Source organism: Comamonas sp. UBA7528, assembly GCF_002479375.1.
Taxonomy (GTDB): Bacteria; Pseudomonadota; Gammaproteobacteria; order Burkholderiales; family Burkholderiaceae_C; genus Comamonas.
Genome location: NZ_DLMU01000004.1, coordinates 15,493 through 41,572, shown reverse-complemented (window position 1 = coordinate 41,572; position 26,080 = coordinate 15,493). Strand labels below are relative to the sequence as shown.

Annotated in this window: 17 protein-coding genes; 11 read left to right on the top strand and 6 right to left on the bottom strand. The window is 64.3% G+C overall.

Going from position 1 to position 26,080, the window contains the following annotated elements; genetic code table 11:
• Positions 1–84: 84 nt before the first annotated feature.
• The 4 genes from bsh to B3349_RS04275 all read right to left on the bottom strand — a co-directional run bounded on the left by bsh (position 85) and on the right by B3349_RS04275 (position 4,315).
• Positions 85–1,152 (bottom strand): bile salt hydrolase, encoded by a 1,068-nt coding sequence (gene bsh, locus B3349_RS04290; protein ID WP_414646855.1) that lies wholly within the window; start codon positions 1,150–1,152, stop codon positions 85–87.
• 268 nt (positions 1,153–1,420) lie between these two features.
• On the bottom strand, positions 1,421–2,074 hold the full coding sequence (locus tag B3349_RS04285; protein ID WP_291586704.1) for a glutathione S-transferase family protein: 654 nt from the start codon (positions 2,072–2,074) through the stop codon (positions 1,421–1,423).
• A 193-nt stretch (positions 2,075–2,267) separates the two neighbouring features.
• Complete coding sequence (locus B3349_RS04280; protein WP_291586702.1) at positions 2,268–3,629, bottom strand: heavy metal sensor histidine kinase; 1,362 nt, start codon at positions 3,627–3,629, stop codon at positions 2,268–2,270.
• Positions 3,626–4,315, bottom strand: a complete 690-nt coding sequence (locus tag B3349_RS04275) for a heavy metal response regulator transcription factor (RefSeq protein WP_291586701.1) — start codon at positions 4,313–4,315, stop codon at positions 3,626–3,628. The genes B3349_RS04280 and B3349_RS04275 overlap by 4 nt, the downstream gene beginning before the upstream one ends.
• 173 nt (positions 4,316–4,488) lie before the next feature.
• Between B3349_RS04275 and B3349_RS04270 the strand changes: the two genes are divergently transcribed.
• From B3349_RS04270 to B3349_RS04250, 5 genes are all read left to right on the top strand, one after another.
• Positions 4,489–5,862, top strand: a complete 1,374-nt coding sequence (locus tag B3349_RS04270; protein ID WP_291586699.1) for a TolC family protein — start codon at positions 4,489–4,491, stop codon at positions 5,860–5,862.
• A gap of 2 nt (positions 5,863–5,864) precedes the next feature.
• Positions 5,865–7,238: an efflux RND transporter periplasmic adaptor subunit gene (locus B3349_RS04265; protein ID WP_291586697.1), complete on the top strand. Its 1,374-nt coding sequence runs from the start codon at positions 5,865–5,867 to the stop codon at positions 7,236–7,238.
• 12 nt (positions 7,239–7,250) lie between these two features.
• Positions 7,251–10,409, top strand: a complete 3,159-nt coding sequence (locus B3349_RS04260) for a CusA/CzcA family heavy metal efflux RND transporter (RefSeq protein WP_291586695.1) — start codon at positions 7,251–7,253, stop codon at positions 10,407–10,409.
• A gap of 231 nt (positions 10,410–10,640) precedes the next feature.
• Positions 10,641–10,982, top strand: coding sequence for a DUF4148 domain-containing protein (locus tag B3349_RS04255; RefSeq protein ID WP_291586693.1), 342 nt, complete (start codon positions 10,641–10,643; stop codon positions 10,980–10,982).
• 395 nt (positions 10,983–11,377) lie between these two features.
• Positions 11,378–13,183, top strand: a complete 1,806-nt coding sequence (locus B3349_RS04250) for a methyl-accepting chemotaxis protein (RefSeq protein WP_291586691.1) — start codon at positions 11,378–11,380, stop codon at positions 13,181–13,183.
• A gap of 120 nt (positions 13,184–13,303) precedes the next feature.
• On the opposite strand, the gene B3349_RS04245 is transcribed toward B3349_RS04250, so the two are convergent.
• Positions 13,304–15,478, bottom strand: coding sequence for an FUSC family protein (locus B3349_RS04245; protein ID WP_291586689.1), 2,175 nt, complete (start codon positions 15,476–15,478; stop codon positions 13,304–13,306).
• Positions 15,478–16,080: a MarR family winged helix-turn-helix transcriptional regulator gene (locus tag B3349_RS04240; protein WP_291586687.1), complete on the bottom strand. Its 603-nt coding sequence runs from the start codon at positions 16,078–16,080 to the stop codon at positions 15,478–15,480. Before B3349_RS04240 ends, B3349_RS04245 begins: the two co-directional genes overlap by 1 nt.
• Positions 16,081–16,408: 328 nt before the next feature.
• On the opposite strand from B3349_RS04240, the gene B3349_RS04235 reads away from it, so the two are divergent.
• From B3349_RS04235 to pepN, 6 genes are all read left to right on the top strand, one after another.
• On the top strand, positions 16,409–17,128 hold the full coding sequence (locus B3349_RS04235; RefSeq protein WP_066534849.1) for a Crp/Fnr family transcriptional regulator: 720 nt from the start codon (positions 16,409–16,411) through the stop codon (positions 17,126–17,128).
• Between the two features lie 6 nt (positions 17,129–17,134).
• Positions 17,135–18,226: a phosphotransferase gene (locus B3349_RS04230; RefSeq protein WP_291586682.1), complete on the top strand. Its 1,092-nt coding sequence runs from the start codon at positions 17,135–17,137 to the stop codon at positions 18,224–18,226.
• Positions 18,227–18,338: 112 nt separating this feature from the next.
• Positions 18,339–19,613, top strand: a complete 1,275-nt coding sequence (locus B3349_RS04225; protein ID WP_291586680.1) for an acyl-CoA dehydrogenase family protein — start codon at positions 18,339–18,341, stop codon at positions 19,611–19,613.
• Between the two features lie 645 nt (positions 19,614–20,258).
• Entirely contained in the window at positions 20,259–22,019 is a 1,761-nt protein-coding gene (locus tag B3349_RS04220; RefSeq protein ID WP_291586678.1) for a methyl-accepting chemotaxis protein, read from the top strand.
• A gap of 226 nt (positions 22,020–22,245) precedes the next feature.
• Positions 22,246–23,350, top strand: a protein-coding gene (gene prfB / locus B3349_RS04215) for a peptide chain release factor 2 (RefSeq protein WP_115594698.1) whose coding sequence is annotated in 2 segments (ribosomal slippage) — positions 22,246–22,326 and positions 22,328–23,350 — 1,104 coding nt in all. Because the reading frame shifts where the segments join, the coding sequence is not laid out codon by codon here.
• 3 nt (positions 23,351–23,353) lie between these two features.
• Entirely contained in the window at positions 23,354–26,053 is a 2,700-nt protein-coding gene (gene pepN / locus B3349_RS04210; protein WP_291587220.1) for an aminopeptidase N, read from the top strand.
• Positions 26,054–26,080 lie beyond the last annotated feature (27 nt).

Sequence of the window (26,080 nt, the reverse complement as noted above, 5' to 3'; positions counted from 1 at the left end):
CGCTGCCAGCCCAGCTTGCGATGGGCATGGCGGAACGCGGCACCCACACCTTCTGTCTGCCTGTGCGCGGTTCGGCAGCGGCGCTCAGATGCCCAGGAACTGGAATGGTGCGGATGGCTTGAACGCAGTCGTGGCATTGCCCGCAAAGGTGTGGTTCTGGTCCGGCCCCAGGTCCAGTTTCAGCACCTTGCCGCTCTGCGGGCTGAAGTCCAGCTCCTTGAGGTCCACCCAGAAGGTATTGGGCGTCAGTGCGGACTCAAAGAAATACAGCTTGCGCTGGTGATCGAACACGGTACGCCAGCGGGTCGACGAGATATTGGGCTGGCCCGGGGTGCTGATGCCATAGGGCACCGAGGCATTGCGTATCACGCTGAACACGCTAGCCAGGTTCTTGTTCGGACTCTGGTCCTTGGGAATGGCATTCACATAAAACGATGCACGTGCAAAACGGTCGGAGGCACGGTTGGTGCCCGGCAGCATGACTGTGCCGCCGATCTGCTTCCAATAGGTGTTCAGTGCCAGTTGCTCATCAAAAGTGGGCGAGTTGGTCATCACCTGGTATTGGCGGCCATGGTGAATGACCTGTTTGCCCCCGATGTATTCCACGATGGCGCTGTCACCGCTGGCATCCGACATGGACAGATGCAGCGTGGTCAGCCGGTTTTCACCCGGCACATTGTCTGTCACGATAGTGAAAGGCTCTTTCTGCAGTGCCGTCACCGCTTCCTGCACGGTGGCGAAATTGTCCAGCACATACTGCGCCCATGCGGCAATCGTCAGCCCGGGCTTGCCACGACCATCGAATGTGGGGTATTCCGATTCCACCAGCCACAGCAGATTGGCATTGAGACCGGCTTCGTTCACCCCATCGGTGGTCGAGACGTCGTAGCCCGAGGTGATGACGCTGCCGTACTTGGATGTCCAGCGCACCGTGTTGGGCCCAGTCTGCCCGTTGCGCGCCATGCCCCGCGGCAGCACCCAGAGGTTGCTGACGATGTCGCTCTTCCAGTCCATGGAGCGCGCCGTCACCACCTGGCCGTTGGCCCCGTGAAACACCAGCCGGGTGCAGGCCCAGGCACTGGACGCGGCAGCAATCCCCGCAATACCGATCAACAACGCAGCACATTGCGGACGCATGCGTGGCAAGTTCATGTTCATCAAGGCCTCCTGAAGCGCAAACGAAAAGCACAAAGCGAAACCGGAACGCAGCGCAGAGTGGCATCTCCTGCGTACCCCGCAACGTGACCCACTGCGGCGCCACACCCGCTGTGCATGGTAGGGCCACAGTCAGGGGCATCGCAAACGATTCCTGGCACCAGGGATGCGTGCGCTTCGCAAAATTGGCTGCCTGACCCGCCTTGCCGCAATCAGCGCACCAGCATCGCTGCGTGGAGAGCCAATCGCTTGCCTGCGCCCCCTGTCAGACCAGGGGGGCTGCCAGCCCTTCCGTAGCGATGGCGCGCTGCACGGCCGGCCGCGCCAGCATCCGCTGCAGATAGGCACCCAGCAGTGGCCATGTCCGCGCGGGTTGTGCGAAGCCCCGGGTCCAGCGGCACAGCATGAACGCATAGGGGTCCAGCACCGTGTACTGCGCCCCCAACAACCAGGGGCCTTCACTCTTGTGCAGCTGCGACTCCAATTGTTCGAGCAAGCCGGCGATCTTCGACTCCGCGTGGGCTTGCACCTGCCGGGCGCCAGCCGTGTTGCCTTCATCCACCCAGCGCTCGGGATAGAAATAGACAATCAACGCAGTCTGCAATGTGTTGTTCAGCCACATCAGCCACTTGTAGAAATCCGCCCGCTCGGGGGTGGCCAGCAGGGGGGCCATACCACTTGCGGGGTGAGTATCCGCCAGGTGCAGGCAGATGGCGGCCGTCTCATACAGCACCATGTCACCCTCCACATACACCGGAATCAGACCATTGGGGTTCAGGCGCAGATAGTTGGCGGACTTGTGCGCATTCTGTGCGCGCTCCACCTTCACCAGCGCGAACTCCTCTCCGATCTCTTCCAGAACGATGTGGGGTGCCATGCTGGCGTTGCTGGGGTAATAGAACAGTTGCTTGGTGGTCATGGTGAAGGTCAGTGGTGTACGCCAGCAGGAAGAGCAAGTACCGGCCTCTTGCAGAGGACGGCGAGCGCGGTCAATCCGCATGGTATGCGGGACGCAGGGCCACCCCCGACAACGCCGTGGCCGCTGCAACGCGCAGAGCTCCACAGGCATAGGCATGGGTCCGCTCCGCCATACACGGCACAGACCACCGCCCTCAGGCCCCAGGTACCCCCGGCAGGACCAAACCAAACGTGGTCGACCCACCCTCCGACTGCGCAAACACCGTTCCGCCGTGCATCTTGGCAATCGCCTTCACGATGGCCAGACCCAGGCCGTGGTTGCGATCGGCGTTGTAGCGGGCAGAATCCGCGCGGTAGAAACGGTCAAAGAGATGGCGCAAATGCTGGGGTGCGATGTCCGCGCCGGTGTTGGTCACGGCGATGACCGCTTCCGCGTGCCCGTGCTGCGCCCGGGTGCCGATCTGGATCACGATGCGCGAGCCACTGTCGGCATAGCGCGTGGCATTGCTCAGCAGATTCGACAACGCCCTGCGCATCAAAGGGGCGTCGAATTGCATTTGCGCATCGCCGCGCACCTCCACGACCAGATCCGCCTCCAGGGCCACGGCCTCATAGAACTCCACCACATCGGCGGCCACCGCGGCCAGGCTGAACACCTTGGCTTCCCGGGTTCCCGCGCCCCGGTCTGCCCGGGAGAGAAACAGCATGTCCCCCACCATCGCGGCAATGCGGCGCAGATCCTCCAGGTTGGACTCCAGTACTTCGCGCATGTCCTCCACCGTGCGGGGCTTGCGCAACACCACCTCGGTGCTGGAAATCAGCGTGGACAGCGGCGTGTTCAGCTCATGGGCCACGTCGGCATTGAAGGATTCCAGCTGCCGGTAAGCGTCTGCCAGCCGGTCCAGCAAGGCATTGAACTGTGTCACGATGGGCAGCAACTCCTGCGGCAGCCCGCTGCCGTCCAGACGGCGCCCGAAGTCCTTGGCCGACAGTTCGTCGATCTGCGAGACCAGCGACTGGATGGGGCGCAGACTGCGGCGAACCAGCAAGCCGCCAAACAAGGACAGCAGCAGCGAGCCCGCAATCATGGAAATGAACAGCGCCCAGGCCAGCGCCCGCAGCAGGGCGTCATCAGGGCGCCGGTCCATCACCAGTGTGGCCGTCGCTGCCTGCGCATGGTCTGTGGTGCGGGACTGGATGGTGACGGCGAACGTCCGCTGCAGCGTGTGCTCCGCCCCCAGACCGGGAACGCGGCTGTCGAACAGCGTGGCGCCCTGGGTGTCCACAATGCGGATGGCGTAGTCGGCATGGCCCGCCAGAAAATCGGTCAGCACATGGGCCAGCGATTTGTCCCGGTGTTCGACGTCGTCGTCACCCAGCACATGGACCAGTGCCTGCTGCTTCTGGTCCAGCATTTCCTCCTGGCGCGCCGACAGTGTGGTGTCAAATACCAGATACACCGCGATGCTGACCGCCCCCAGCCCCAGCATCGACAACAAGGCCATCCAGCGGGAAAGCTGTCTGCCGAGGTGCTGCACTCCAGCGGCCTGCTTCATGGCCGGGCCCGGCTCTCCAGCACATAGCCCATGCCCCGCACCGTGTGGATCAGCGGGGTCTCAAAAGGCTGGTCCACCTTCATGCGCAGGCGCCGCACAGCCACCTCGACCACATTGGTTTCGCTGTCAAAATTCATGTCCCAGACCTGCGAGGCCAGCTCGGTGCGGGACAGCACCTCGCCCTGGCGGCGCAACAGCAGCGCCAGCAGGTTGAACTCCTTGGCCGTCAGGTCCAGCCGCACCCCTGCCCGGATCGCCTTGCGCCGGATCAGGTCAACCTCCAGATCGGCTTCCTTCAACGCCGTGGGCTCGGGCGATACCTGGTAGGCCTGCGCCCTGCGCAACAGCACCTGAATGCGGGCCACCAGTTCGGAGAAGGCGAAAGGCTTGATCATGTAATCATCGGCGCCACTCTGCAGGCCCCGTACGCGATCCTCGACATCCGCGCGGGCCGTGAGCATCAGCACCGGCGTCGGCTTGGACTGCCGCAGCGCCGCCAGCACGGCAAAGCCGTCGATGCCCGGCAGCATGCCATCCAGAACAATGAGGTCGTAGTCCAGCTCCATCGCCAGATGCAGCCCGTCAATGCCGTTCACTGCGACATCCACGGTATAGCCTTCCTCCGCAAGACCTTTGCGAAGGTACTCGCCCAGCTTGGCTTCGTCTTCAATCAACAGCAGTCTCATCTATCTGATTTTCCCGGATTTGCACGCCCCCGGATGATTACAAATTTGTCATCTGGCCGACGGGATTGTGTTCGCTGCCGGTTTCTACAGTTTGTGCAAACGCACATTGCGCCCTGCAGCCTCACCGCCCGCAGGGCTGTCCGTGTGCGCGACACATTTCTGGAGAAGCACACATGGCAACCCTGGCCCATGCTCCCGGCGGGGCACGTACGCAGCGCAAGATTTCCCTGGCATGGATTGCGCTCGCAGTCTCCGGCGGGGCATCCGCCAGTGCGGCGCCCGACACCCCCTCCTCGCCGGTGATGTCAGCCTCAGCAACAGCAACAGCAACAGCACCTGCGGCAGCGGCAACGGCAGACGGCCCCGCGAAAACCGGTGCATCGACCACCCTGGCCGACGCCTGGAACAAGGCGTTGGCTGCCAACCCCGGGCTGAAGGCCGCCCGGTTCGGCGCTGCCGCCGCCGAAGGGTCCATCCTGCAAAGCCAGGCACGACCCAATCCCGAGCTGGCATTCAGCCAGGAAGACACCCGTTCCGAAACACGCTCCAGCACGGTCCAGATCAACCAGCTCATTGAGTTGGGCGGCAAACGTGCAGCACGCATGCGCATGGCGGAAAGCGAGAAAGCCGCAGCCCATTCCACCGTGGCCGAAACACAGGCAGCACTGCGCTACCAACTGGTCAATGGATTCAACGAGCTGCTGCTTGCCCAGCAGCGCGTGCAGTTCGCGTCCCACCTCCATGGTCTCGCCACGCAGGCCAGCGATGCGGCTCGCAAACGCGTCCAGGCCGGCAAGGTGCCTCCGCTCGAAGCGAGCCGCGCCCAGGTGGCCCAGGCCAATGCCGCCCTGGAGCTGCAACAAGCCCACGCGTCCGTTGCGGTCGCGCAGCAGAACCTGGCCGCGCTCTGGGGCGGCAAGGCGGCAGACGTCGGCGAAGCCATCGGGGACTTCACCGCCACGTCCGAAGTACCGACGGCAGACCAGTTGGACGCGCTGCTGGAAACGGCCCCCGCCATGGCGCTGGCGCGCCACGCGCTGGAACAGAGCCATGCGGCATCAGAACTCGAACGGGCTCGGCGCGTGCAGGACCCGACCGTCAGTCTCGGCGTCAAGCGAGCGAACGAAGTGGGTCGCAACCAGGTGGTGCTGGGCGTCAGCATCCCGCTGCCGCTGTTCGACGGCAACACGGGCAACCAGCTCCAGGCGCTGCGCAAAGTGGACCAGGCCGAACAGAAATTGCAGGAACAGCGCCTGCAACTGCAGGCCCAGGTATTTGCGGCACGCCAGCAACTAATCAGCAGCAACCAGCAACTGGCCTTGCTCCAGAGCCAGGTCCTGCCCACCGCACAGTCTGCCTACCACGTCGCGGTACGCGGCTTCACCCTGGGCAAGTTCAGCTTTCTGGATGTACTGGATGCACAACGCACGCTGTTCGAAAGCCAGCGCCAGCTGCTGGACCAGCTGATGGCCTCACACAAGGCACGCGCAGAAATAGACCGCCTCCTGGGCACGGCCTCCCAGGATCGCACACACACTGGAATCTGAATATGTCCGACCTCAAGCAATTCGACGCATCGCTCTCTGCTCCCAAACATTGGATCGCCGTGGCCGCCATTCTGGCCAGCGGCATGGTCGGGGGTGCGCTCATCCTGCGTGCACCCGGAACCACGGCCCCAGCCGCCGCTTCCGGCCATGCGGATGCCGAAAGCCACCAGGATGGCGAACACCACGGCAAACCCGCTGAAAAGCATGGCGACCACCAGGAAGCCGACAGCCATGCCGACGAAGAACACCACAACGAAAAGACCGGCAAGGCAGAAAAGGAGGAGCATGCCGAAGCGTCAGCTGGCGCGCATGGACAAGACGCGCACGGCCACGAAGAGGAAGAAGGCCTGATCCAGCTCAGCGAAGCCCAGTCGAAGAAAGCGGGCGTAACCCTGGCCCAGGCGGGTGCGGCTGCCATCCGCAAGGAAATTCTGCTGCCGGGAGAGATCCGCCTGGACGAAGACCGCACCGCACACGTGGTGCCGCGCGTGGCCGGCGTCGTGGCATCAGTCCATGCCCGGCTGGGAGAGAAAGTCGCCAAGGGGCAGCTTCTGGCGGTGATCCACAGCGCGGCCATATCGGACCAGCGCAGCGAGCTGCAAACGGCACAGAAGCGTCTGGCGCTCGCAAAAAACACTTACCAACGCGAAAAGCAGCTCTGGGAGGAGAAGATTTCAGCGGAGCAGGACTATCTGCAGGCCCGCCAGGCACTGCAGGAAGCCGAAATTGCCGTGGCCAACACCGCGCAGAAACTCGCGGCCATGGGTGCCGGATCCGCAGGCACAGGCAACTCCAGCCGATATGAGCTGCGTGCTCCCCTGGCAGGCGTGGTCGTCGAAAAGCACTTGACCGTGGGTGAATCCGTTACGGAAAGCACGGCCTCCTTCACCGTGTCGGATCTGAGCTTCGTCTGGGCGGAAATCAATGTATCCGCACCACAACTGCCTGCTGTGAGCGTTGGCGCCCCGGTCACGGTGCAGGCCACGGCATTCGAATCCAGCGCCGAGGGCAAGATCGCCTATGTCGGTGCGCTGATCGGCGAGCAGACACGCACGGCCCCCGCCCGGGTGGCGCTGGCCAATCCCAAGGGGGTGTGGCGGCCCGGCCTGTTTGTGGAAGTGAAAGTCCTCGCCGAGGCATCCCAGGTCCCCGTCGCGGTCGACGCCAAAGCCATCCAGCGCCCGGATGGCAAGGAGATCGTGGTGTTCGTTCCTGCCCAGGGGGGCTACAAGGCCCAGCGCATCCAGTTGGGACGCTCGGACGGCAGGACCACCGAGGTCACGGCGGGCCTGCAGGCCGGACAGAACTATGTCAAGGACGGCTCCTTCCTGCTGAAGGCCGAATTGGGCAAAGCGTCCGCCGAGCACACGCACTGATCCGGAGTTCCCATGTTTGAGCGCATCATCCGCTTTGCCATCGAGCAGCGCTGGCTGGTCATGGTGGCCGTGGCCGCCATGGCCGTTCTCGGCCTCTTCAGCTACCAGCGTCTGTCCATTGACGCCGTGCCGGACATCACCAATGTCCAGGTGCAGATCAATACGCAGGCCCCGGGCTATTCCCCGCTGGAGACCGAACAGCGCATCACCTACCCCATAGAAACCGTCATGGCGGGTCTACCGCAGCTGGAGCAGACCCGCTCGCTGTCGCGCTACGGGCTGTCGCAGGTCACCGTCATCTTCAAGGACGGCACCGACATCTACTTTGCCCGCCAGCTGGTCAATGAACGCATCCAGGAGGCCCGTGAAAAACTGCCATCCGGCATTTCCCCCAGCATGGGCCCCATCTCCACGGGCCTGGGCGAAATCTACCTCTGGACCGTGGAGGCGGAAGAAGGCGCCAGAAAGCCGGATGGCACGCCCTACACCCCCATGGACCTGCGCGAGATCCAGGACTGGGTCATCAAGCCCCAGCTGCGCAACGTGCCCGGCGTCACGGAAATCAACTCGATTGGCGGATTTGCCAAGGAGTACCTGATCGCGCCGCGCCCAGACAAGCTGGCGTCCTATGGCATCTCGATGGACAGGCTGGTCACGGCCCTGCAGAACAACAACACCAATGTCGGTGCAGGATATATCGAGCGCGAAGGGGAGCAATACCTCATCCGTGCGCCCGGCCAGGTCAAGGGCATCGACGACCTGCGGCAGGTGATTGTGGGCACAGCCCAGGGCCAGCCCGTGCGCATCCGGGACCTGGCAGATGTCGAACTGGGGCGTGAATTGCGCACCGGCGCCGCCACCGACAACGGGCGTGAAGTCGTGCTGGGCACGGTGTTCATGCTGATTGGCGAGAACAGCCGTGTGGTCTCCAAAGCGGTGGGCGCGCGCATGGATTCCATCCGCAAGAGCATGCCCGAAGGCGTGAAGATCGTGACGGTCTACGACCGCACCACGCTGGTGGAAAAAGCCATCGCCACGGTGAAGAAGAACCTGGTGGAAGGCGCTGCACTGGTCGTGGTGGTGCTGTTCCTGTTCCTGGGCAACATCCGCGCGGCCCTGATCACGGCCCTGATCATTCCGCTGTCGATGCTGTTCACCTTCACCGGCATGGTGCAGTACCGCATCAGCGCCAACCTGATGAGCCTGGGTGCGCTGGACTTCGGCATCATCATCGATGGCGCAGTGGTCATCGTGGAGAACTGCGTTCGCCGTCTGGCCCATGCGCAGGAGCTCAAAGGGCGGCTGCTCACCCGCAGCGAGCGCTTTCACGAAGTGTTTGCCGCCGCCAGGGAATCCCGCAGGCCTCTGCTGTTCGGTCAGCTCATCATCATGGTGGTCTACCTGCCCATCTTTGCGCTGACGGGTGTGGAAGGCAAGATGTTCCATCCCATGGCGCTCACCGTGGTGCTGGCCCTTGCCGGCGCCATGGTGCTGTCCATCACCTTCATCCCTGCAGCCATTGCGCTGTGCATCGGAAAGCGCGTTGCGGAGAAGGAAAACCGCCTGATGGCATGGGCCCGCCAGGCGTATGAGCCACTGCTCACCAAGGTGATGCGCATCCCTCTGGTGGTGATGTCGGCGGCCGTCGTGGCGGTGGTGCTCAGCCTGCTGCTCGCATCGCGCATGGGCAGCGAGTTCGCCCCCAACCTCAACGAAGGCGATTTCGCAATCCAGGCCTTGCGTGTCCCCGGCACCAGCCTCACGCAATCGCTGGACATGCAAATGCAGCTGGAGCGCACCCTCAAGGAAAGTTTCCCGGAAATCGAGCGCGTGTTCGCGCGCACCGGCACCGCAGAGATCGCCTCAGACCCCATGCCGCCGAACATCTCCGACGGTTACATCATGCTCAAGCCCCGGGAACAATGGCCCGATCCGCAACGCAGCCGCGAAGACCTGCTGGCAGCCGTCCAGCAGGTGGTGGAAGCCATTCCCGGCAGCAACTACGAGTTTTCCCAGCCGATTCAGCTGCGTTTCAACGAACTCATCTCGGGTGTACGCAGCGATGTGGCGGTCAAGGTCTTCGGTGACGACAACCTGGTGTTGGAGCGCACGGCACAAGCCATCGCCGCCATGCTGCAGAAGGTGCCCGGCGCATCGGAAGTCAAGGTGGAGCAGACCACCGGGCTGCCCATGCTCACCGTGCAAGTCGATCGCGAGAAAGCCTCGCGCTATGGCTTGAACATGGGCGAAGTGCAGCAGACCATTGCCACGGCCATCGGCGGACAGGAAGCCGGCACCGTGTTCGAGGGCGACCGCCGCTTCGACATCCAGGTGCGCCTGCCGGAATCGGTACGCAGCGACCTCGCTGCCCTGGAACGCCTGCCCATCGCCCTGCCCGCGCAAGGTGACGCCAGGACAGGCTTCATCCCCTTGTCCGCCGTCGCTGCATTTGATCTGTCACCCGGCCCGAACCAGGTCAGCCGCGAAGATGGCAAGCGCCGCATCGTGGTGAGCGCCAATGTGCGCGGCCGCGACATCGGCTCTTTCGTCGAGCAGGCTCAGCGTGAGCTGGACGCCATTCCCATGCCCAGCGGCTACTGGACACGTTGGGGCGGCACTTTCGAGAACATGCAGTCGGCACAGCAGCGGCTGCAGATCGTGGTCCCCCTCGCGCTGTTGATGGTCTTCACCTTGCTGTTCGCCATGTTCGGCAATGTGCGCGACGGGCTCATCGTCTTCACCGGAATTCCGTTTGCGCTGACCGGCGGCATCCTGGCACTGTGGCTGCGGGACATTCCGCTCTCCATTTCTGCGGCCATCGGCTTCATCGCGCTGTCAGGCGTCGCCGTACTGAACGGGCTGGTGATGATCTCGTCCATCCGTGCCTTGCGTGAAACAGGGATGGCGGTTCCCGCAGCGGTACACGCAGGAGCGCTCTCGCGCCTGCGGCCGGTGCTGATGACCGCCTTGGTGGCCTCCCTGGGTTTTGTGCCCATGGCCATCGCGACCGGGACCGGCGCCGAGGTGCAGCGCCCGCTCGCCACGGTGGTGATCGGCGGGATTCTGTCCTCCACGGTGCTGACCCTGCTGGTGCTCCCGCTGCTCTACCGCCTGGTCCACCGGCACGACCCATCCGAGGATGAATTGCCGCAGACGGCGCCATCCTCCTGACCGTCAACTGATTGCCCCCTGAGCGCACCGGATTGACCCCACCCCCAAAGCCATGGCCCACCCGCCATGGCTTTGCTGCTTCTGCACGCCACCCAGAGCGTTCATTGCCGCAATGTCATCTTCCGGTGTGCCTTCCGTCAGCGTGCGCTTTCCACAATGAAATCCTCTCGAAAGCCATGGTGCAAGCCATCGCCTCGAGGTGATTGCAACCTGATTGAAAGGCACACCCTCATGCACACCACACGCACCCCCATCCTGCTTTCCATGGCATGCGCCACCCTGGCGCTGACTGCCATGAACAACGCTTTTGCCAGCAGCTACATTCACCCGAAAAATTCGGAGGCAGGATATGTGACGTACCCCGACCACTTCCGGAGCGACCGGACACGGGCCCAGGTCCAGGCGGAAACGGCCGAATTCCTGAAGAACGGCGGCCCCCATGTATTCCGCAACAGCAACTACCCGGTGGTTGACACCTCGCCGTCGAACAAGACGCGCCAGCAGGTGCTGGACGAACTGTTGAACGAGACCCCGGAGCAGCGCAAAGCCCGCCGCGAGATGTACAGGGGCTGAAATCGACACAGCGTCGCGAACACTCCCCGGCACACCAGAAGCGGATGCCGGGGCCATTGGGAATGTGGCATTTGCCGCATACAGCCCCCAAAGCACAGCAAGACACGCTGCCCGCGGCGCGGCGCCGTCAACGCGAAGGCCTTGGACAGACGGCCATGGACCTTCTGTCGTACGTGGCCGCCGGTGGGCCCATCCCGCATCGGTCTCACCATGCCAGTCTCCAGGTGGACACAGACGGTCTACTACCCCGCTGCAGATCGACAGTCGGCCATGCAACGGCCTCCCAGTGGAGTGCCTGAGCCCTTGGAAATGCCCAAGAATCGAAAAAATCCCGCCCCTGGCGGGGCAGGCGTGGCACGCAAGGCCTGCGCATTTTTCATCTGGAGGCGTTCAACATGGCTGGTTTTCTGGGCAACTTCAAAATTGGCGCTCGCCTGAGTGCTGGCTTTGCCATCATCTTGCTGCTGCTGTGCAGCATGGGGGCCGCATCCCATTTCCAGGCCTCCAGGATCTATGACGGCACCGAGGAGATCGCCGAAAACTGGCTGCCCAGCGTACAGACCCTGGGCGATGCACGTGCGCTGGCCAACAGCGCCCGCCGCGCCTCCCTGCGCTCGGTACTGGAAGTGACGCCCGAAGGCAAGCGGGCGCAAAGGGCGCTACACGACGCAGCCATTGCCAAGATGGACACCACCATGCTGGCCTATGACAAGCTGGTTTCCTCCCCCGAAGAACAGGAACTCAACCTGAAGATCAAAGCCGCATGGGCTGCCTACCTGACGGTCGACAAGCGGCTGCTGGAACTGGCCGAAGCCGGCGAAGAACGCTTTGCCGAGGCACGGGCCCTGGCCGTCGGGGAATCGGCCAAGGCTTTTGCAACCGCCACCGACCTGATCACCGGCAATGTGGAACTCAACCGTGCCGGTGCTGCCGCCGCACGGACTGATGCACAGAACACCTACCAGCAAGCCATCCTGGTGGCCAGCGTGCTGGTGCTGTCGGCCCTGGCACTGGGTGTGTGGATTGCCATCGCCCTCACCCGCTCCATCACCCTGCCGCTGGGCCAGGCCGTCGCGGCGGCCAACCGCGTGGCGGCCGGCGATCTCAGCGCCCAGGTCGAGACAGGCCGCAAGGACGAGATGGGCCTGCTACTGGGGGCGCTGCAGCGCATGCAGCTCAGCCTGGTGCAGACGGTGTCCACGGTGCGCAGCAATGCCCAGGGCGTGGCCTCAGCCAGCGCGCAGATTGCCGCCGGCAACCACGATCTGTCGGGCCGCACCGAGGAGCAGGCCAGCGCGCTGGAGGAAACCGCCGCCTCCATGGAGGAACTCAGCTCCACCGTGCGCCAGAACGCCGACAACGCCCGCCAGGCCAACCAGATGGCAATGACCGCATCCACCGTGGCGGCCCAGGGCGGTGAGATCGTGGCCGAAGTGGTGGAGACCATGAAAAGCATCAATGACAGCAGCCACAAGATCTCCGACATCATTGGCGTGATCGACGGCATTGCCTTCCAGACCAACATCCTGGCGTTGAACGCCGCCGTCGAAGCCGCCCGCGCCGGAGAGCAAGGCCGGGGCTTTGCCGTGGTCGCCGGCGAGGTACGCGCACTGGCCGGCCGCAGCGCCGACGCAGCCAAGCAGATCAAGCAGTTGATTGGCACCAGCGTGGAGCGCGTGGGCCAAGGCACCCTGCTGGTGGACAAGGCCGGTACCACCATGAACGAAGTGGTGGCCGCCATCCGCCGTGTGACCGACATCATGGGCGAGATCAGCGCCGCCAGCACCGAACAAAGCCAGGGCGTGGCCCAGGTGGGCGAAGCTGTGACCCAGATGGACCAGACCACCCAGCAAAACGCCGCGCTGGTGGAAGAAATGGCCGCCGCCGCCAGCAGCCTGAACAACCAGGCCCAGTCGCTGGTGGACACCGTGGCGGTGTTCAAGCTGTCCGCCTACGAGCAGCACAGCCCGGTGGCCATGGCGACGCCCGTGGCCCATGCCCAGCCGGCAAGTCCATCCACCGTTCCTGCCCCGTCCATTCGCCCCTTCTCCCGTCCCACGCAGACGGGCTCCAGCGCACCGGCTGCGCCAGCCCTGCGCCGCCCCATCGCTGGCGCATCTGGCGCATCGGGAGCAGTCAGTGCACCCGCCCCCAAGCCCGCCACCGTAGGCCAGGAAATGGATGATTGGGAGAGTTTTTAAGCCTGTGCAGCGGCGGCTCCAGTGCTTCGGATGCACCCCAGCACCGCATGCACCCCACTACGCCATAAAAAAGGGCTTCCTGCGAAGCCCTTTTTCTTTGCACATCCACTCACCCAGCCCTTACTGCACCTGCAGATCCCGTCGTGCGGCACACAGCTCGGGCAGGTAGCGCCCGGCAACACGCTGCGCCTCGGCGGCCAGCAGCGCCGGCAGGCCGAGCTGGTCTGCCAGGGCCTGCCAGGCCCGGGCGGCGTGGCGGCCGGCCGCGTCCTGCGCCTCCAGACTGTGGGCGCTCCCCCACTGAGCGGTGCGGCGCAACGCCAGCTCGGCCAGCCGCTCGGTACGCCGCAACTGCGGGGTGACCAAAATAGTGCAGCGCCGCCATTGCTGCAGCTGCAGCATGGTGCTTTGGGTGGAGCGCAGAGCCAGGCCCAGCTCCGGTAAGGTGGCACGGCGCGGGTGCTGGGTTTTGTCGGCCCAGCGCACCAGCCGCAGCAGGCGGTGGTGCAGTTGCGCCTGCCAGAACCCGGCGGGCGCCACGGCCATGCTGGCCGGCAGGCTGGGCAGCAAACCGGGCCTGCCTTCTTCCACCATGCGATGTGCCAGTGCCGGCACTTCGGCCACCATCATCTGTGCCAGCGTGCGCATGCGGCGCTGGGCATTGGTCGGGTAGATGCAGCGATAGACCAGCCAGGCCAACGCCGGGCCGGAGACCACTGCCAGCGCCATGGTCACGCTCTTGCCCATGTCCTGCACATACGGAAAGACCGGGGCCAGCAGGATCAGCATGGCCATATTGGTGTCCATGGCACCGGCCGCGGTGCGCTTGTGGGCAAACACCAGCCCGCCCAACAGGGCAAAAGGCAGCAGCATCCACACCATCTGCCAGCCGGAATGCGCCCAGGGCCACACCAGCCATTGGCACAGCAGGGCCAATCCGGCGCCGATCAGTTGGCCCCGCAGCACAAACGCCATGGTGCGATTTGGATTTTCGAAGGCCGAGAACACCAGCAGCATCACCGACAGGCCCAGCATGCCGAAGGCAATCAGGCTCCAGCCCGTCCAGGCCCACAGCAGGCCAAAACACAGCAAGGTGCCGCCCGCGCGGATGGCAGCTTCACGGGCACCCACCCAGTCACGGTGCAGCGGCAGGGGCTCGACACCGCGGTCAAGCCATGCCGTGCCCGCATGGGCGGCCCCACCCAGATCCAGTTGCTCGGCGCGCACGGCGCGGCGCATCTCCTGCATCAGCAGGTACAAGGCGTTCAGCCCCGGCTGCACTGCGTTGCCGCCCGCCTGGATACGCTCCACCAGCGCTTCACACGCGGCAATCGCCTGGCGCAATGCAGCGTCCACCTGCTGGGCCGCCGCGCTGTCTGCGGCAGGTGCCTGGCGCAGCACCTGGGCCAGGTGCTGCAATGCATCGGCCAGTGCGGCGGCGGAAACTGTGGCATCGGGGCATGCCGCGGAAAACGCCCACACCGGGTCAGCACCACCGGACCCGGCCGGCATGTGTGGTGCCGTCTGTCCCAGGTGGTAGACCAACTCCAGCGCCTGGTGCTGCTGCCAGTGCATGGCCTTGCTGGTGTTGCGCGCGGTGCGCGAGCCTTCGGGGTAAAGCTCCAGCAACTCCTCCACCTCGGCCAGGCGCACCAGCAGGCTGGCGTCGTCCAGCCCGGGTCCAGCGCTGTGGCCGCGCAGGCGGGCCACGCAGGCATCCAGCACGGCCGCCAGCGCCTGGCGGCTCTGGGCAATCAGCACGGCGGCCTTGCGCCGAGGGGCAAAACACCAGGAAATGCACAGCGCAGCCAGCACACCGGTCACCACTGTCAGCATGCGGTCCCAGGCGAACGGCCAGACGTCCTCCGCCCCGCCGTGGTGCAACAGCACCACCATGGCAGCCGAATAGCCCGCCAGCATGCAGCCATAAACCATATAGCCACGCTGCAGATTGCCCAGAAAGGCGCACAGCGCCCCCCACAGGGCCAGCCCCACGGCCAGCCCCCACAGCGAGCCCTGCGCGCTCAGCACCAGTGCCACGGCAAAGGCCACACCGACCACGGAGCCTGCAAAGCGGTAGATACCGCGCGACAGCAGATGTTCGCGCATGGGCTGGCTGGAAGCCCAGGCCGACATGGCCGCCCAGTGCGGATGCTCCAGCCCCAGGGCATAGGCCAAGGCCAGCGCCACAAAGCCGGCCAAAGCAGTGCGCAAAGCAAACACCAGGGTGGGCAGGTGAAAACCGCAGGCCGCCAGGCCGCGCTGCCACCGGGATGTATGAGCGTCCTGCGCCATCACTGTCCCTGCTCCGCAGCGGGTTCCGCATCGTCTGCGTCCTCTGGCGCATCGCCCAGCTCCTGCGCCATGCGCTGCTGCAGTTGCAGCATGGCTTCCAGCAACAGTTGCGAGGTGGCTGCATCCATGCCGTCCAGCAGGCGGCCTTCCACCTGCACCAGCTTGGCACGCACATCTGCGACGGCGGCGTTTCCCGCCTCGGTCACCTGCAGCAGCTTGCTGCGGCGGTCGTGCGCATCGGTTTCGCGACGCACCAGGCCCCGGTTTTCCAGCAGATCGACCACCCGCACCAGGGTGGAACTGTCCAGGCCCACGCGCTGCGCCAGGGCCTTGAGGCTGATGCCCTGCCCCGCAGCATGCAGGTGGAACAGCGGTGCCCAGGTGGCATCGGTCAGCCCCAGCTCGGCCAGGCGCAGGTGCACCACGCGGCGCCACTGGCGTCCCAGGCTCATCAGCGTATAGCCGAACAACGGTGCTTCAGCGTGGGTCGGTGAGGTCGCATGGCCCGTGTTGGCGGACTGGGCCGCACCCGCCACAGGCTGCCTGGGCGCAGCCTTTTTTTTGGCGGCGCGGGGACGAGGGTTGGCAGTGGAGGGCGACATCAATGATTTGTAGATTAAATAATTTGCAATTCAAATCATTTTACCCAACAAGCAATTCCGTGCTGCCCCAAGGGTGCCTGCAGCGCCCTCTCCTCAGCTCTGGCTACCGGCCGCGCCTTTGGGCGGAGCACAACCCGCCTTGGCTTTGCGCTCCACGCTGCGGCCGGCCGGCCCCAAATTAAAAGGGTTAACCCTTGGTTTTGTACGTTCCGCGCCATGCTGCTGTCGTGTATCGGACAACTTCATCCGTTTGTGGCCTGCTGATCCAAATCAGACCTCGTCCCTGACGCGACAATGGGGCTGTTTTCAGTCACAGAAACGACAGGCCATGGACGACCCGATTCTTACTATCGAAGAAAGAGAAGCGATCAACTCAGGACGCTGGTTTTCATCCCTATCCCCGTCATTACGGCACGACATACTTCGATGCGCATACGTCAAACGTTTCAAGGATGGTGCACTCATCTGCGCCCGCGGCGAGCCGCCCGAGGAATGGATTGCCTGCGCCAAGGGGGCGGTGCGCGTGAGTTCGACCTCCATCACGGGCAAGCAGATCACGCTGACCTATGTGGAGCCGGGCATCTGGTTTGGGGATGTGTCGATTTTCGACGGAGACCGGCGCACGCACGATGTGTACGCCCATGGCGCGACCACGCTGGTGTGTGTGGCCAAGGCAGATTTCAAGCGCATTCTGGCATCGCATGTGGAGTTCTACGAAGCCATGCTATGGCTGCAGGCGCGGCGCATCCGCCAGCTGTACGGCCTGGTCGAGGACTTGAACACCCTGCCCCTGCGTGCCCGGCTGGCCAAGCAACTGCTGCATCTGGCACGCAGCTACGGCATTCCCAGCCTGTCGGACAACCAGGAAATCCGCATCGGACTGCAGCTGGCCCAGGAAGAGCTGGCCCAGTTGCTCGGAGCATCGCGCCAGCGCGTGAACCAGGAACTCAAAGGCATGGAGCGCGAGGGAAGCATCCGCATCGAACCAGGTGGGCTGGTGGTGCGGGACCGCAATGCGCTTCTGCGCATTGCGGAAACCGACCTGTAAGGACTTATGAGCAAATTTGACCACTTTGTAGGAACCAAGCCCGTCTCTGACACCCACGCATTCGACATGGCGGCCCTCACCGCCTGGATGCAGCAGCATGTGGAAGGCTTTGCCGGCCCGCTGCAAGCGGAAATGTTCAAGGGCGGACAATCCAATCCCACCTACAAGCTGGTCACGCCGGGGCGCAGCTATGTGATGCGCTCCAAGCCCGGTCCGGTGGCCAAGTTGCTGCCGTCGGCCCACGCCATCGAGCGCGAATTCAAGGTCATGCGCGGCCTGGCGGGCACCCAGGTGCCCGTGCCCCGCATGTATGCGCTGTGCGAGGACGAATCCGTCATCGGCCGCGCCTTCTACATCATGGAGTTCAAGGAAGGCCGCGTGCTGTGGGACCAGTCGCTGCCGGACATGACGCCCACCCAGCGCGGCACCTACTACGACGAACTCAACCGCGTGATCGCCGCGCTGCATACCGTGGATTTTGCCGCCCAGGGCCTGGCGGACTATGGCAAGAGCGGCAACTATTTCGAGCGCCAGATCGGCCGCTGGAGCAAGCAGTACGTGGCCTCCATCACCCAGCCAATCCCCGAGATGGACAAGCTGATGGCCTGGCTGCCCGCCAACCTGCCTGACAGCGCCAGGGACGAGAGCAAGGTCTCCATCGTCCACGGCGACTACCGCCTGGACAACGTGATGTTCCATGCCACCGAGCCCCGCGCCGTGGCCGTGCTGGACTGGGAACTGTCCACGCTGGGCCATCCGCTGGCAGACTTCAGCTACCACTGCATGGCCTGGCATATCCCCAGCACGCTGGGCCGTGGCATCGGCGGGCTGGATCTGGCCACGCTGGGCATTCCTTCCGAAGCCGAATACCAGCGCCGCTATTGCGAGCGCACCGGCCTGACCACGCCCGAACAGCTGCAGGCCGACTGGAACTTCTACCTCGCCTACAACATGTTCCGCATCGCCGCCATCCTGCAAGGCATTGCCAAGCGGGTGGAGGCCGGCACCGCATCCAGCGCCCAGGCCAAGGCCTCGGGCGACACCGCCCGCCCCATGGCGGAGCTGGCCTGGTCCTACGCCCAGAAACACCGGGCTTAATCCGTTCCGCCTGGCAACAGACGGTTTTCCCATCCCCCACTGTGCAAGACGGCATGCGGCTGCCGGGGGGCAGCGCGCGCCCATGTGCGCCCACCACCCTCAAGGAGACACCATGGACTTCGACTACTCCCCCAAAACCAAGGAGCTGCAAGCGCGCCTGCAACGCTTCATGGATGAATACATCTATCCCAATGAAGCGACCTACTGGAGCGAGCTGGAAGCCAACACCCAGGCCGGCAAGCGCTGGAGCCACCTGCATTTCCTGGACGCCCTCAAGGACAAGGCCAAGGAGCAAGGCCTGTGGAACCTGTTCCTGCCCAAGGACACGGCCGAGATCGCCGGTGTGGACGGCGCAGGCCTGACCAACCAGGAATACGCCCCGCTGGCCGAAATCATGGGCCGCGTGGGCTGGGCCTCCGAAGTGTTCAACTGCGCGGCGCCCGACACCGGCAACATGGAAACCATTGCTCGCTACGGCAGCAAGGAACACCACGAGCGCTGGCTCAGGCCCCTGCTCAACGGCGAAATCCGCTCCGCCTTCGCCATGACCGAGCCGGAAGTGGCATCATCCGACGCCACCAACATCTGCACCCGTATCGAGCGCCAGGGCGACGAGTACGTCATCAACGGCCACAAGTGGTGGATCTCCGGCGCCGGCGACCCGCGCTGCGCCGTCTACATCACCATGGGCAAGTCCGACCCCGAGGCACCCAAGCACTCGCAGCAGAGCATGGTGCTGGTCGCCGCCGACACCCCCGGCGTGCGCGTGGTGCGCCCCCTGTCCGTGATGGGCTACGACGATGCACCCCACGGCCACATGGAGATGTATTTCGAGAATGTGCGCGTGCCCGCCAGCAACATCCTGCTGGGCGAGGGCCGCGGTTTCGAGATCGCCCAGGGCCGCCTCGGCCCCGGCCGCATCCACCATTGCATGCGCCTGATCGGCAAGGCCGAGCGCGCCCTGGAGTTGATGTGCAAGCGCGCCAGCAGCCGGGTGGCCTTCGGCAAGACCATCGCCCAGCAGACCGTCACCCAGGAACGCATCGCCGAAGCGCGCTGCCGCATCGACATGGCCCGCCTGCTCACGCTCAAGGCCGCGTGGATGATGGACACCGTGGGCAACAAGGTGGCTCGCACTGAAATCGCCATGATCAAGGTGGTGGCGCCCAAGCTGGCCTGCGACGTGATCGATTGGGCCATCCAGGTGCACGGCGGCGGCGGCATGAGCCAGGACTTCCCGCTGGCCTTTGACTACGCCCACGCACGCACGCTGCGCTTTGCCGACGGCCCGGACGAAGTCCACCGCAACGCCATTGCCAAGTGGGAGCTGGGCAAGTACGGCACCTATGGCAAGAACGCCGACGTGCCCATCACCCGCGGCAGCTGATTACCTCTAGCAGGCGCGGCATGCGCCGTGCCCGTGCACTTGTCCACCCTTGTGCGGCGGCTGGCCCTGGAACATCGCGTTCCAGGGCCTTTTTTATGGCCTGCGCCCGCAAGCTGCATGTGTTGCATGTGTTGCATGTGTGCAGATGCCGCCACGCCCGGAGCACGCGGGCAGCCTGTTCTGCCACAGCAAAACTCCCAGGGCCCGCGGCGTTCTCCGGAAGCTGGGCAGCCTGACCGCATCAAACAAAGCAAACAAGGCAATCGCCTACTGATAGACCATTTTCTTAAAATGGTCATAACCTGCAGGCATGGGTGACTGTGGCGCCGCAGCCTCAGCAACCATCAGTGCAGCTGATGGCGTAGTTCCCACATTTGGTGGACCAGAAACAATCAAATCAAAGGCTTGCACCATCACCCCATTGCCTCGCCATCATCAGGTTTGATAGCAAGCACCCTCGGCACCATGCAACAAAGTGGTCGCCTACAAACAACCCTTTACAAAGCTGGCGCCCCCCTAGAATCGGCCCGACCGCATGCGCTTTTGTGGTGTGGTCGCGGCAGCGTCCACCCATGCCTGCGTTGGCATTCCAGTTTCTAACAAAGCTTCGCGCACTCTCAGCGGCCCCGTGCTGCAACCCCCACCATGCAGTTTTTTCATAACCTAAAGCTCTCCAGCAAACTTCTGCTGTCCTTCGGTGCGATCCTGGTGCTGACCGCACTGATCGGCCTGCTGTCGATCGTGCAGCTCGACCGCGTCAACCAGACGGGAACAGATCTGGCCCGCCAGTGGCTGCCAGCTACCCGCACGGCCATGGAGGTCAAGTACCAGCTGCAGCGCTATCGCTCGCAGGAACAGCAGCATGTGCTAAGCGCCACCCCCGAGGAAGCTGCCACCTACGAGCAGACCATGCCAAAGCTGTGGGACGGTCTGCAACAGAACGTGGAGCTGCTGAACAAGTTTCTGAACACCGATGACGACAAGCGCCTGCACGCCGAAATCGTGCAGGCCATGGGCCAGTACAACCAGGTGCATGACAAGGCTATCCGCCTGTCGCGCGAACAACAGACCGCCGAAGCCACTGCCCTGTTGCGCGGCGAAGCGCTGACCATCAGCCGCAGCATCAACAGCAAGGTCGACGTGCTGTTTGAACACATCAATACCGGTGCCGAAACCGCCGACAAGCTGGGGGACGAGATCTACACCGCATCCCGCAACCTGATCTGGGCCATCGTGGCAATCAGCATGGCGGCCGGCTTGGCGCTGGCCTTCTTCATCGCCCGCCTGATCTCTCGTCCGCTGAACCACGCCGTGGAACTGGCCCAGGCCGTGGCCGGCGGCGACCTGAGCCGCCGCATCGAATCCACATCCACCGACGAGACCGGCCAGCTGCTGCAAGCCCTCAAGCAGATGAACGACAGCCTGGTGCAGATCGTCGGCCAGATCCACCAGGGCAGCGATTCCATCGCCACCGCCACCCAGCAGATCGCCACAGGCAACCAGGACCTGTCCTCGCGCACCGAGCAGCAAGCCAGCTCGCTGGAGGAAACCGCCGCCTCCCTGGAAGAGCTGACCTCCACCGTCAAGCAGAACGCGTCCAATGCCCGCCAGGCCAACCAGCTGGCGGCCAGTGCCTCACAGGTGGCACAGCGCGGCGGCGCCGTGGTCAACCAGGTGGTGGACACCATGACCGCCATCAACACCTCGTCGCGCAAGATTGTCGACATCATCGGTGTGATCGACGGCATTGCCTTCCAGACTAACATCCTGGCGCTGAATGCGGCAGTGGAAGCCGCCCGAGCGGGTGAACAGGGTCGCGGCTTTGCCGTGGTGGCCGGCGAGGTGCGCACCCTGGCCCAGCGCAGCGCCGAAGCCGCCAAGGAAATCAAGCACCTGATCGACGACTCCGTGGGCAAGGTGGAAGAAGGCAATTCCCAGGTGGCGTCGGCCGGTCAGACCATGAGCGAGATCGTGGACAGCGTCAAACGCGTGACCGACATCATGGGTGAAATCACCGCCGCCAGCGACGAGCAGACCTCGGGCATCGAACAGATCAACCAGGCTGTCACCCAGATGGACCAGGTCACCCAGCAAAATGCCGCCCTGGTAGAAGAATCCGCCGCCGCGGCCAGTTCCCTGCAGGATCAGGCCCAGCAACTGAGCCAGACCGTGCGCGTGTTCAAGCTGGCCAAGGGCCCTGCCGCCCTGGATGTGGCGGCCACCCGCCCCGTGGCCGCTCCCCGTGCTACGGCCGCCGTGTCCGCTCCACGCCCCGTCGCCAAGGGCCCTGCCAAGAGCGTGGCGGCAGCGCACCGCCCGGCCCTGGCACCGGCGGCACCCCGCCGCCCAGCGCCTGCCCCTACGGCATCGTCCGCCCAGCAAGAGAACGAGTGGGAAGCGTTCTAAGCACGGCCAAAGCGCAGCCCTGCCGCTGCGCATCCCATGCACACAGGCCCTGCGGGGCCTGTTGTCGTTTCTAGCAGCCGTTTTGCTGCCCTGTCGCGGCGGCAAATCCATGTATCGCGCATTCTTGTGGGGCCGTCTTGCAGCAGCAGGGAGTGCACCATGCGAAAATCACGCTTTTAAGGCGCCGCTTGCGCCTGCCACTCTACAAACAGAACAGGAATTGACCATGGAAGCAGAACGCATCAACCAAATCGGCGCCGCCCTCGAAGACCTGTCCGCCCGGACAGAGGACCTTCGGAGGTATCTTTGACTACGATGCCAAATTTGAACGCCTGCGCACGGTAAACGCCTCGCTCGAGGACCCCGCGGTCTGGAACGACCCCAAGAAGGCCCAGGAGCTGGGCAAGGAAAAGAAGTCGCTCGACTCCGTCGTGCTGACCTTGCAGAAGCTCACCACCGAGCTGGCCGACAATTCCGAGCTCTACGAAATGAGCCGGGAAGAAGGCGATGAAGCCGGTCTGGAAACCATCGAGGCCGAGACCGCCAAGCTGCGCCCGCTGATCGAAGAGCTGGAATTCCGCCGCATGTTCAGCCAGGAAGCCGATCCGCTGAACTGCTTCGTCGACATCCAGGCCGGCGCCGGTGGCACCGAAGCCTGCGACTGGGCCAGCATGCTGCTGCGCCAGTACCTGAAGTACGCCGAACGCAAGGGCTTCAAGGCCACGGTGGAAGAAGAAACACCCGGCGACGTGGCAGGCATCAAGAGCGCCACCATCAAGATCGAAGGCGAATACGCCTTTGGCCTGCTGCGCACCGAAACCGGTGTGCACCGTCTGGTGCGCAAGTCGCCGTTCGACTCGTCAGGTGGTCGCCACACCTCGTTCGCCTCGCTGTTCGTCTACCCCGAGATTGATGACTCCATCGAGATCAACATCAACCCGGCCGACGTGCGCACCGACACCTACCGCGCATCGGGCGCGGGCGGCCAGCACATCAACAAGACCGACTCGGCGGTGCGCCTGACCCACATCCCCACCGGTATCGTGGTGCAGTGCCAGGACGGGCGCAGCCAGCACAGCAACCGTGACGTGGCGTGGCAGCGCCTGCGTTCGCGCCTGTACGACTTCGAAATGCGCAAGCGCATGGAAGAGCAGCAGAAGCTGGAAGACACAAAGACCGATGTGGGCTGGGGCCACCAGATCCGCTCGTACGTGCTGGACAACAGCCGTATCAAAGACCTGCGCACCAATGTCGAAGTCTCGGCCACCCAGAAGGTGCTGGACGGCGATCTGGACGTGTTCATCGAAGCCTCGCTCAAGCAAGGCGTTTAAGGAATCCCCATGCTGCGTGAAGGACAAGCAACAGCCGTCTACCGTGCCGACTACCAGGCCCCGGCCTGGTGGATCGACACGGTGGAGCTGACATTCGACCTGGACCCGGCCAAGACCCGCGTGCTCAACCGCATGCGCGTGCGCCGCAACCCCGATGTGCCGGCACAGGCCCTGCGCCTGGATGGCGACGAGCTGAACCTGGCCCGGGTGATGGTCAACGGCGGCGGCACCTCGTTCAAGATGGAAGGCGACCAGCTGGTATTGGAGAACCTGCCCGAGGGCGATGCCCCCGTGGAGCTGGAGATCTTCACCACCTGCGCGCCCGCCAAGAACACCAAGCTCATGGGCTTGTACGTGAGCGAGGACACCTTCTTCACGCAGTGTGAGGCCGAAGGCTTTCGCCGCATCACCTACTTCCTGGACCGTCCCGATGTGATGGCCATGTACACCGTCACCCTGCGCGCCAGCAAGGCCCAGTACCCGGTGCTGCTGTCCAACGGCAATCTGGTGGATTCCGGTGATCTGGAAGACGGCCGCCACTTTGCCAAGTGGGTCGATCCGCACAAGAAGCCCTGCTACCTGTTCGCACTGGTGGCCGGCAAGCTGGTCGCACGCGAACAGCACATCAAGAGCCGCGCAGGCAACGAACACCTGCTGCAGGTCTTTGTGCGCCCCGGCGATCTGGAAAAGACCGAGCACGCCATGAACTCGCTCATGCACTCCATTGCATGGGACGAGGCGCGCTTCGGTCTGAGCCTGGACCTGGAACGCTTCATGATCGTCGCCACCAGCGACTTCAACATGGGCGCCATGGAGAATAAGGGCCTGAACATCTTCAACACCAAGTATGTTCTGGCCAACCAGGCCACGGCCACCGACACCGACTACTTCAACATCGAGAGCGTGGTCGGTCATGAATACTTCCACAACTGGACCGGCGACCGTGTCACCTGCCGCGACTGGTTCCAGCTGTCGCTGAAGGAAGGTCTGACGGTTTTCCGCGACCAGGAATTCAGCATGGACATGGCGGGCAGCGCATCGGCGCGTGCCGTCAAGCGCATTGACGATGTGCGCGTGCTGCGCACCGTGCAGTTCCCCGAGGATGCCGGCCCCATGGCCCACCCGGTGCGCCCTGACAGCTACATCGAGATCAACAACTTCTACACCGTCACGATCTACGAAAAGGGCGCGGAAGTCGTGCGCATGCAGCACAACCTGGTGGGCCGCGAAGGCTTTGCCCGGGGCATGAAGCTGTATTTCGAGCGCCACGACGGCCACGCCGTGACCTGTGACGACTTCTCGCAGGCCATTGCCGATGCCAACCCCGGCTCGCCACTGGCCCAGCACCTGCCGCAGTTCCGTCGCTGGTACAGCCAGGCCGGCACGCCCGTCCTCCAGGCCGTGGGCCAGTACGACGCTGCCGCCCAGACCTACACGCTGACCCTGTCCCAACGCTGCGCCCCCACCGTGGGCCAGCCCGAGAAGCTGCCCTTTGTCATCCCCGTGCAGATGGGCCTGATCTCGGCCGGCGGCCAGGAAATCGCGCTGCAGCTACAGGGCGAAGACGCCGCACAGGCCACCAAGAGCCGTATGCTGGTGCTGACCGACGCCGAGCAAAGCTTTGTCTTCACCAACGTGACCGAAGCCCCTGTGCCTTCGCTGCTGCGCAGCTTCAGCGCCCCGGTGGTGCTGGAATGCGACTTCAGCGATGCCGAGCTGCTGACCCTGCTGGCGCACGACAGCGACCCGTTCAACCAATGGGAAGCCAGCCAGCGCCTGGGCCTGCGCTACGCGCTCAAGGCCATCACGGCACCGGCAGACGCCGCAGGCGCCGCGCTGCTGCCGGCCGATTTCATGCAGGCACTGCGCGATGTGCTGGGCAATGACAAGCTGGATGCTGCCTTCAAGGACCTGGTGCTCACACTGCCTTCGGAAAGCTATATTGCCGAACAGCTGGCCGAAGTCGACCCGCAGCGCGTGCACGCCGTGCGCGAAGCCATGCAGCTGCAACTGGCCACCGCGCTGCAAGCCGAGTGGGAAGCACTCTGGCAGGCCCACCATGACACCGGCGCCTACCGCCCCGACCATGTCAGCGCCGGCCGCCGCGCCCTGGCTGGCCGCGCCCTGACCATGCTGTGCCTGGCATCGGCCCAGACCGGGGACACCGTCTGGCCCGGCAAGGCCTACCAGCGCTGCAAGGACGCGGGCAACATGACCGACCGCTCCAGCGCCCTCTCCGCCCTGATCTACAGTGCCAGTCCCCTGGCCGCGCAAGCGCTGCAGCGTTTCCACGCCCTGTTCCAGCAGGATGCCCTGGTGCTGGACAAATGGTTCGCCCTGCAAGGCAGTGCCTGCGACCGCGGCGGCAATGTGCTGCCGGCCGTGAAGACGCTGATGAAGCACCCGGACTTCCAGATCAAGAACCCCAACCGCGCGCGCAGCCTGATCTTCAGCTTCTGCAACAACCCGGGCGCCTTCCACCGCACCGACGCGGCGGGCTATGTGTTCTGGGCCGACCGCGTGATCGAGATCGACGGCATCAACCCCCAGGTGGCCGCCCGCCTGGCCCGGGTGATGGACCGCTGGAAAAAGCTGGCAGAGCCTTACCGCTCTGCAGCCCAGGCTGCCATCGAACGCGTGGCCGCCAAGCCCAATCTGTCCAACGATGTGCGTGAGGTCATCACCCGCGCTCTGGCCGATTGAGGCCACACACCGACATGCGCAAGAGGC

Excerpts from the sequence above, each read along its gene's own strand:
- B3349_RS04285 (WP_291586704.1), bottom strand. The coding sequence starts at position 2,074 with ATGACCACCAAGCAACTGTTCTATTACCCCAGCAACGCCAGCATGGCA.
- B3349_RS04225 (WP_291586680.1), top strand. The coding sequence starts at position 18,339 with ATGGACTTCGACTACTCCCCCAAAACCAAGGAGCTGCAAGCGCGCCTG.
- B3349_RS04240 (WP_291586687.1), bottom strand. The coding sequence starts at position 16,080 with ATGTCGCCCTCCACTGCCAACCCTCGTCCCCGCGCCGCCAAAAAAAAG.
- B3349_RS04275 (WP_291586701.1), bottom strand. The coding sequence starts at position 4,315 with ATGAGACTGCTGTTGATTGAAGACGAAGCCAAGCTGGGCGAGTACCTT.
- B3349_RS04250 (WP_291586691.1), top strand. The coding sequence starts at position 11,378 with ATGGCTGGTTTTCTGGGCAACTTCAAAATTGGCGCTCGCCTGAGTGCT.
- B3349_RS04235 (WP_066534849.1), top strand. The coding sequence starts at position 16,409 with ATGGACGACCCGATTCTTACTATCGAAGAAAGAGAAGCGATCAACTCA.
- B3349_RS04255 (WP_291586693.1), top strand. The coding sequence starts at position 10,641 with ATGCACACCACACGCACCCCCATCCTGCTTTCCATGGCATGCGCCACC.
- B3349_RS04280 (WP_291586702.1), bottom strand. The coding sequence starts at position 3,629 with ATGAAGCAGGCCGCTGGAGTGCAGCACCTCGGCAGACAGCTTTCCCGC.
- B3349_RS04265 (WP_291586697.1), top strand. The coding sequence starts at position 5,865 with ATGTCCGACCTCAAGCAATTCGACGCATCGCTCTCTGCTCCCAAACAT.
- B3349_RS04245 (WP_291586689.1), bottom strand. The coding sequence starts at position 15,478 with ATGGCGCAGGACGCTCATACATCCCGGTGGCAGCGCGGCCTGGCGGCC.
- B3349_RS04220 (WP_291586678.1), top strand. The coding sequence starts at position 20,259 with ATGCAGTTTTTTCATAACCTAAAGCTCTCCAGCAAACTTCTGCTGTCC.
- B3349_RS04230 (WP_291586682.1), top strand. The coding sequence starts at position 17,135 with ATGAGCAAATTTGACCACTTTGTAGGAACCAAGCCCGTCTCTGACACC.
- bsh (WP_414646855.1), bottom strand. The coding sequence starts at position 1,152 with ATGAACTTGCCACGCATGCGTCCGCAATGTGCTGCGTTGTTGATCGGT.
- B3349_RS04260 (WP_291586695.1), top strand. The coding sequence starts at position 7,251 with ATGTTTGAGCGCATCATCCGCTTTGCCATCGAGCAGCGCTGGCTGGTC.
- B3349_RS04270 (WP_291586699.1), top strand. The coding sequence starts at position 4,489 with ATGGCAACCCTGGCCCATGCTCCCGGCGGGGCACGTACGCAGCGCAAG.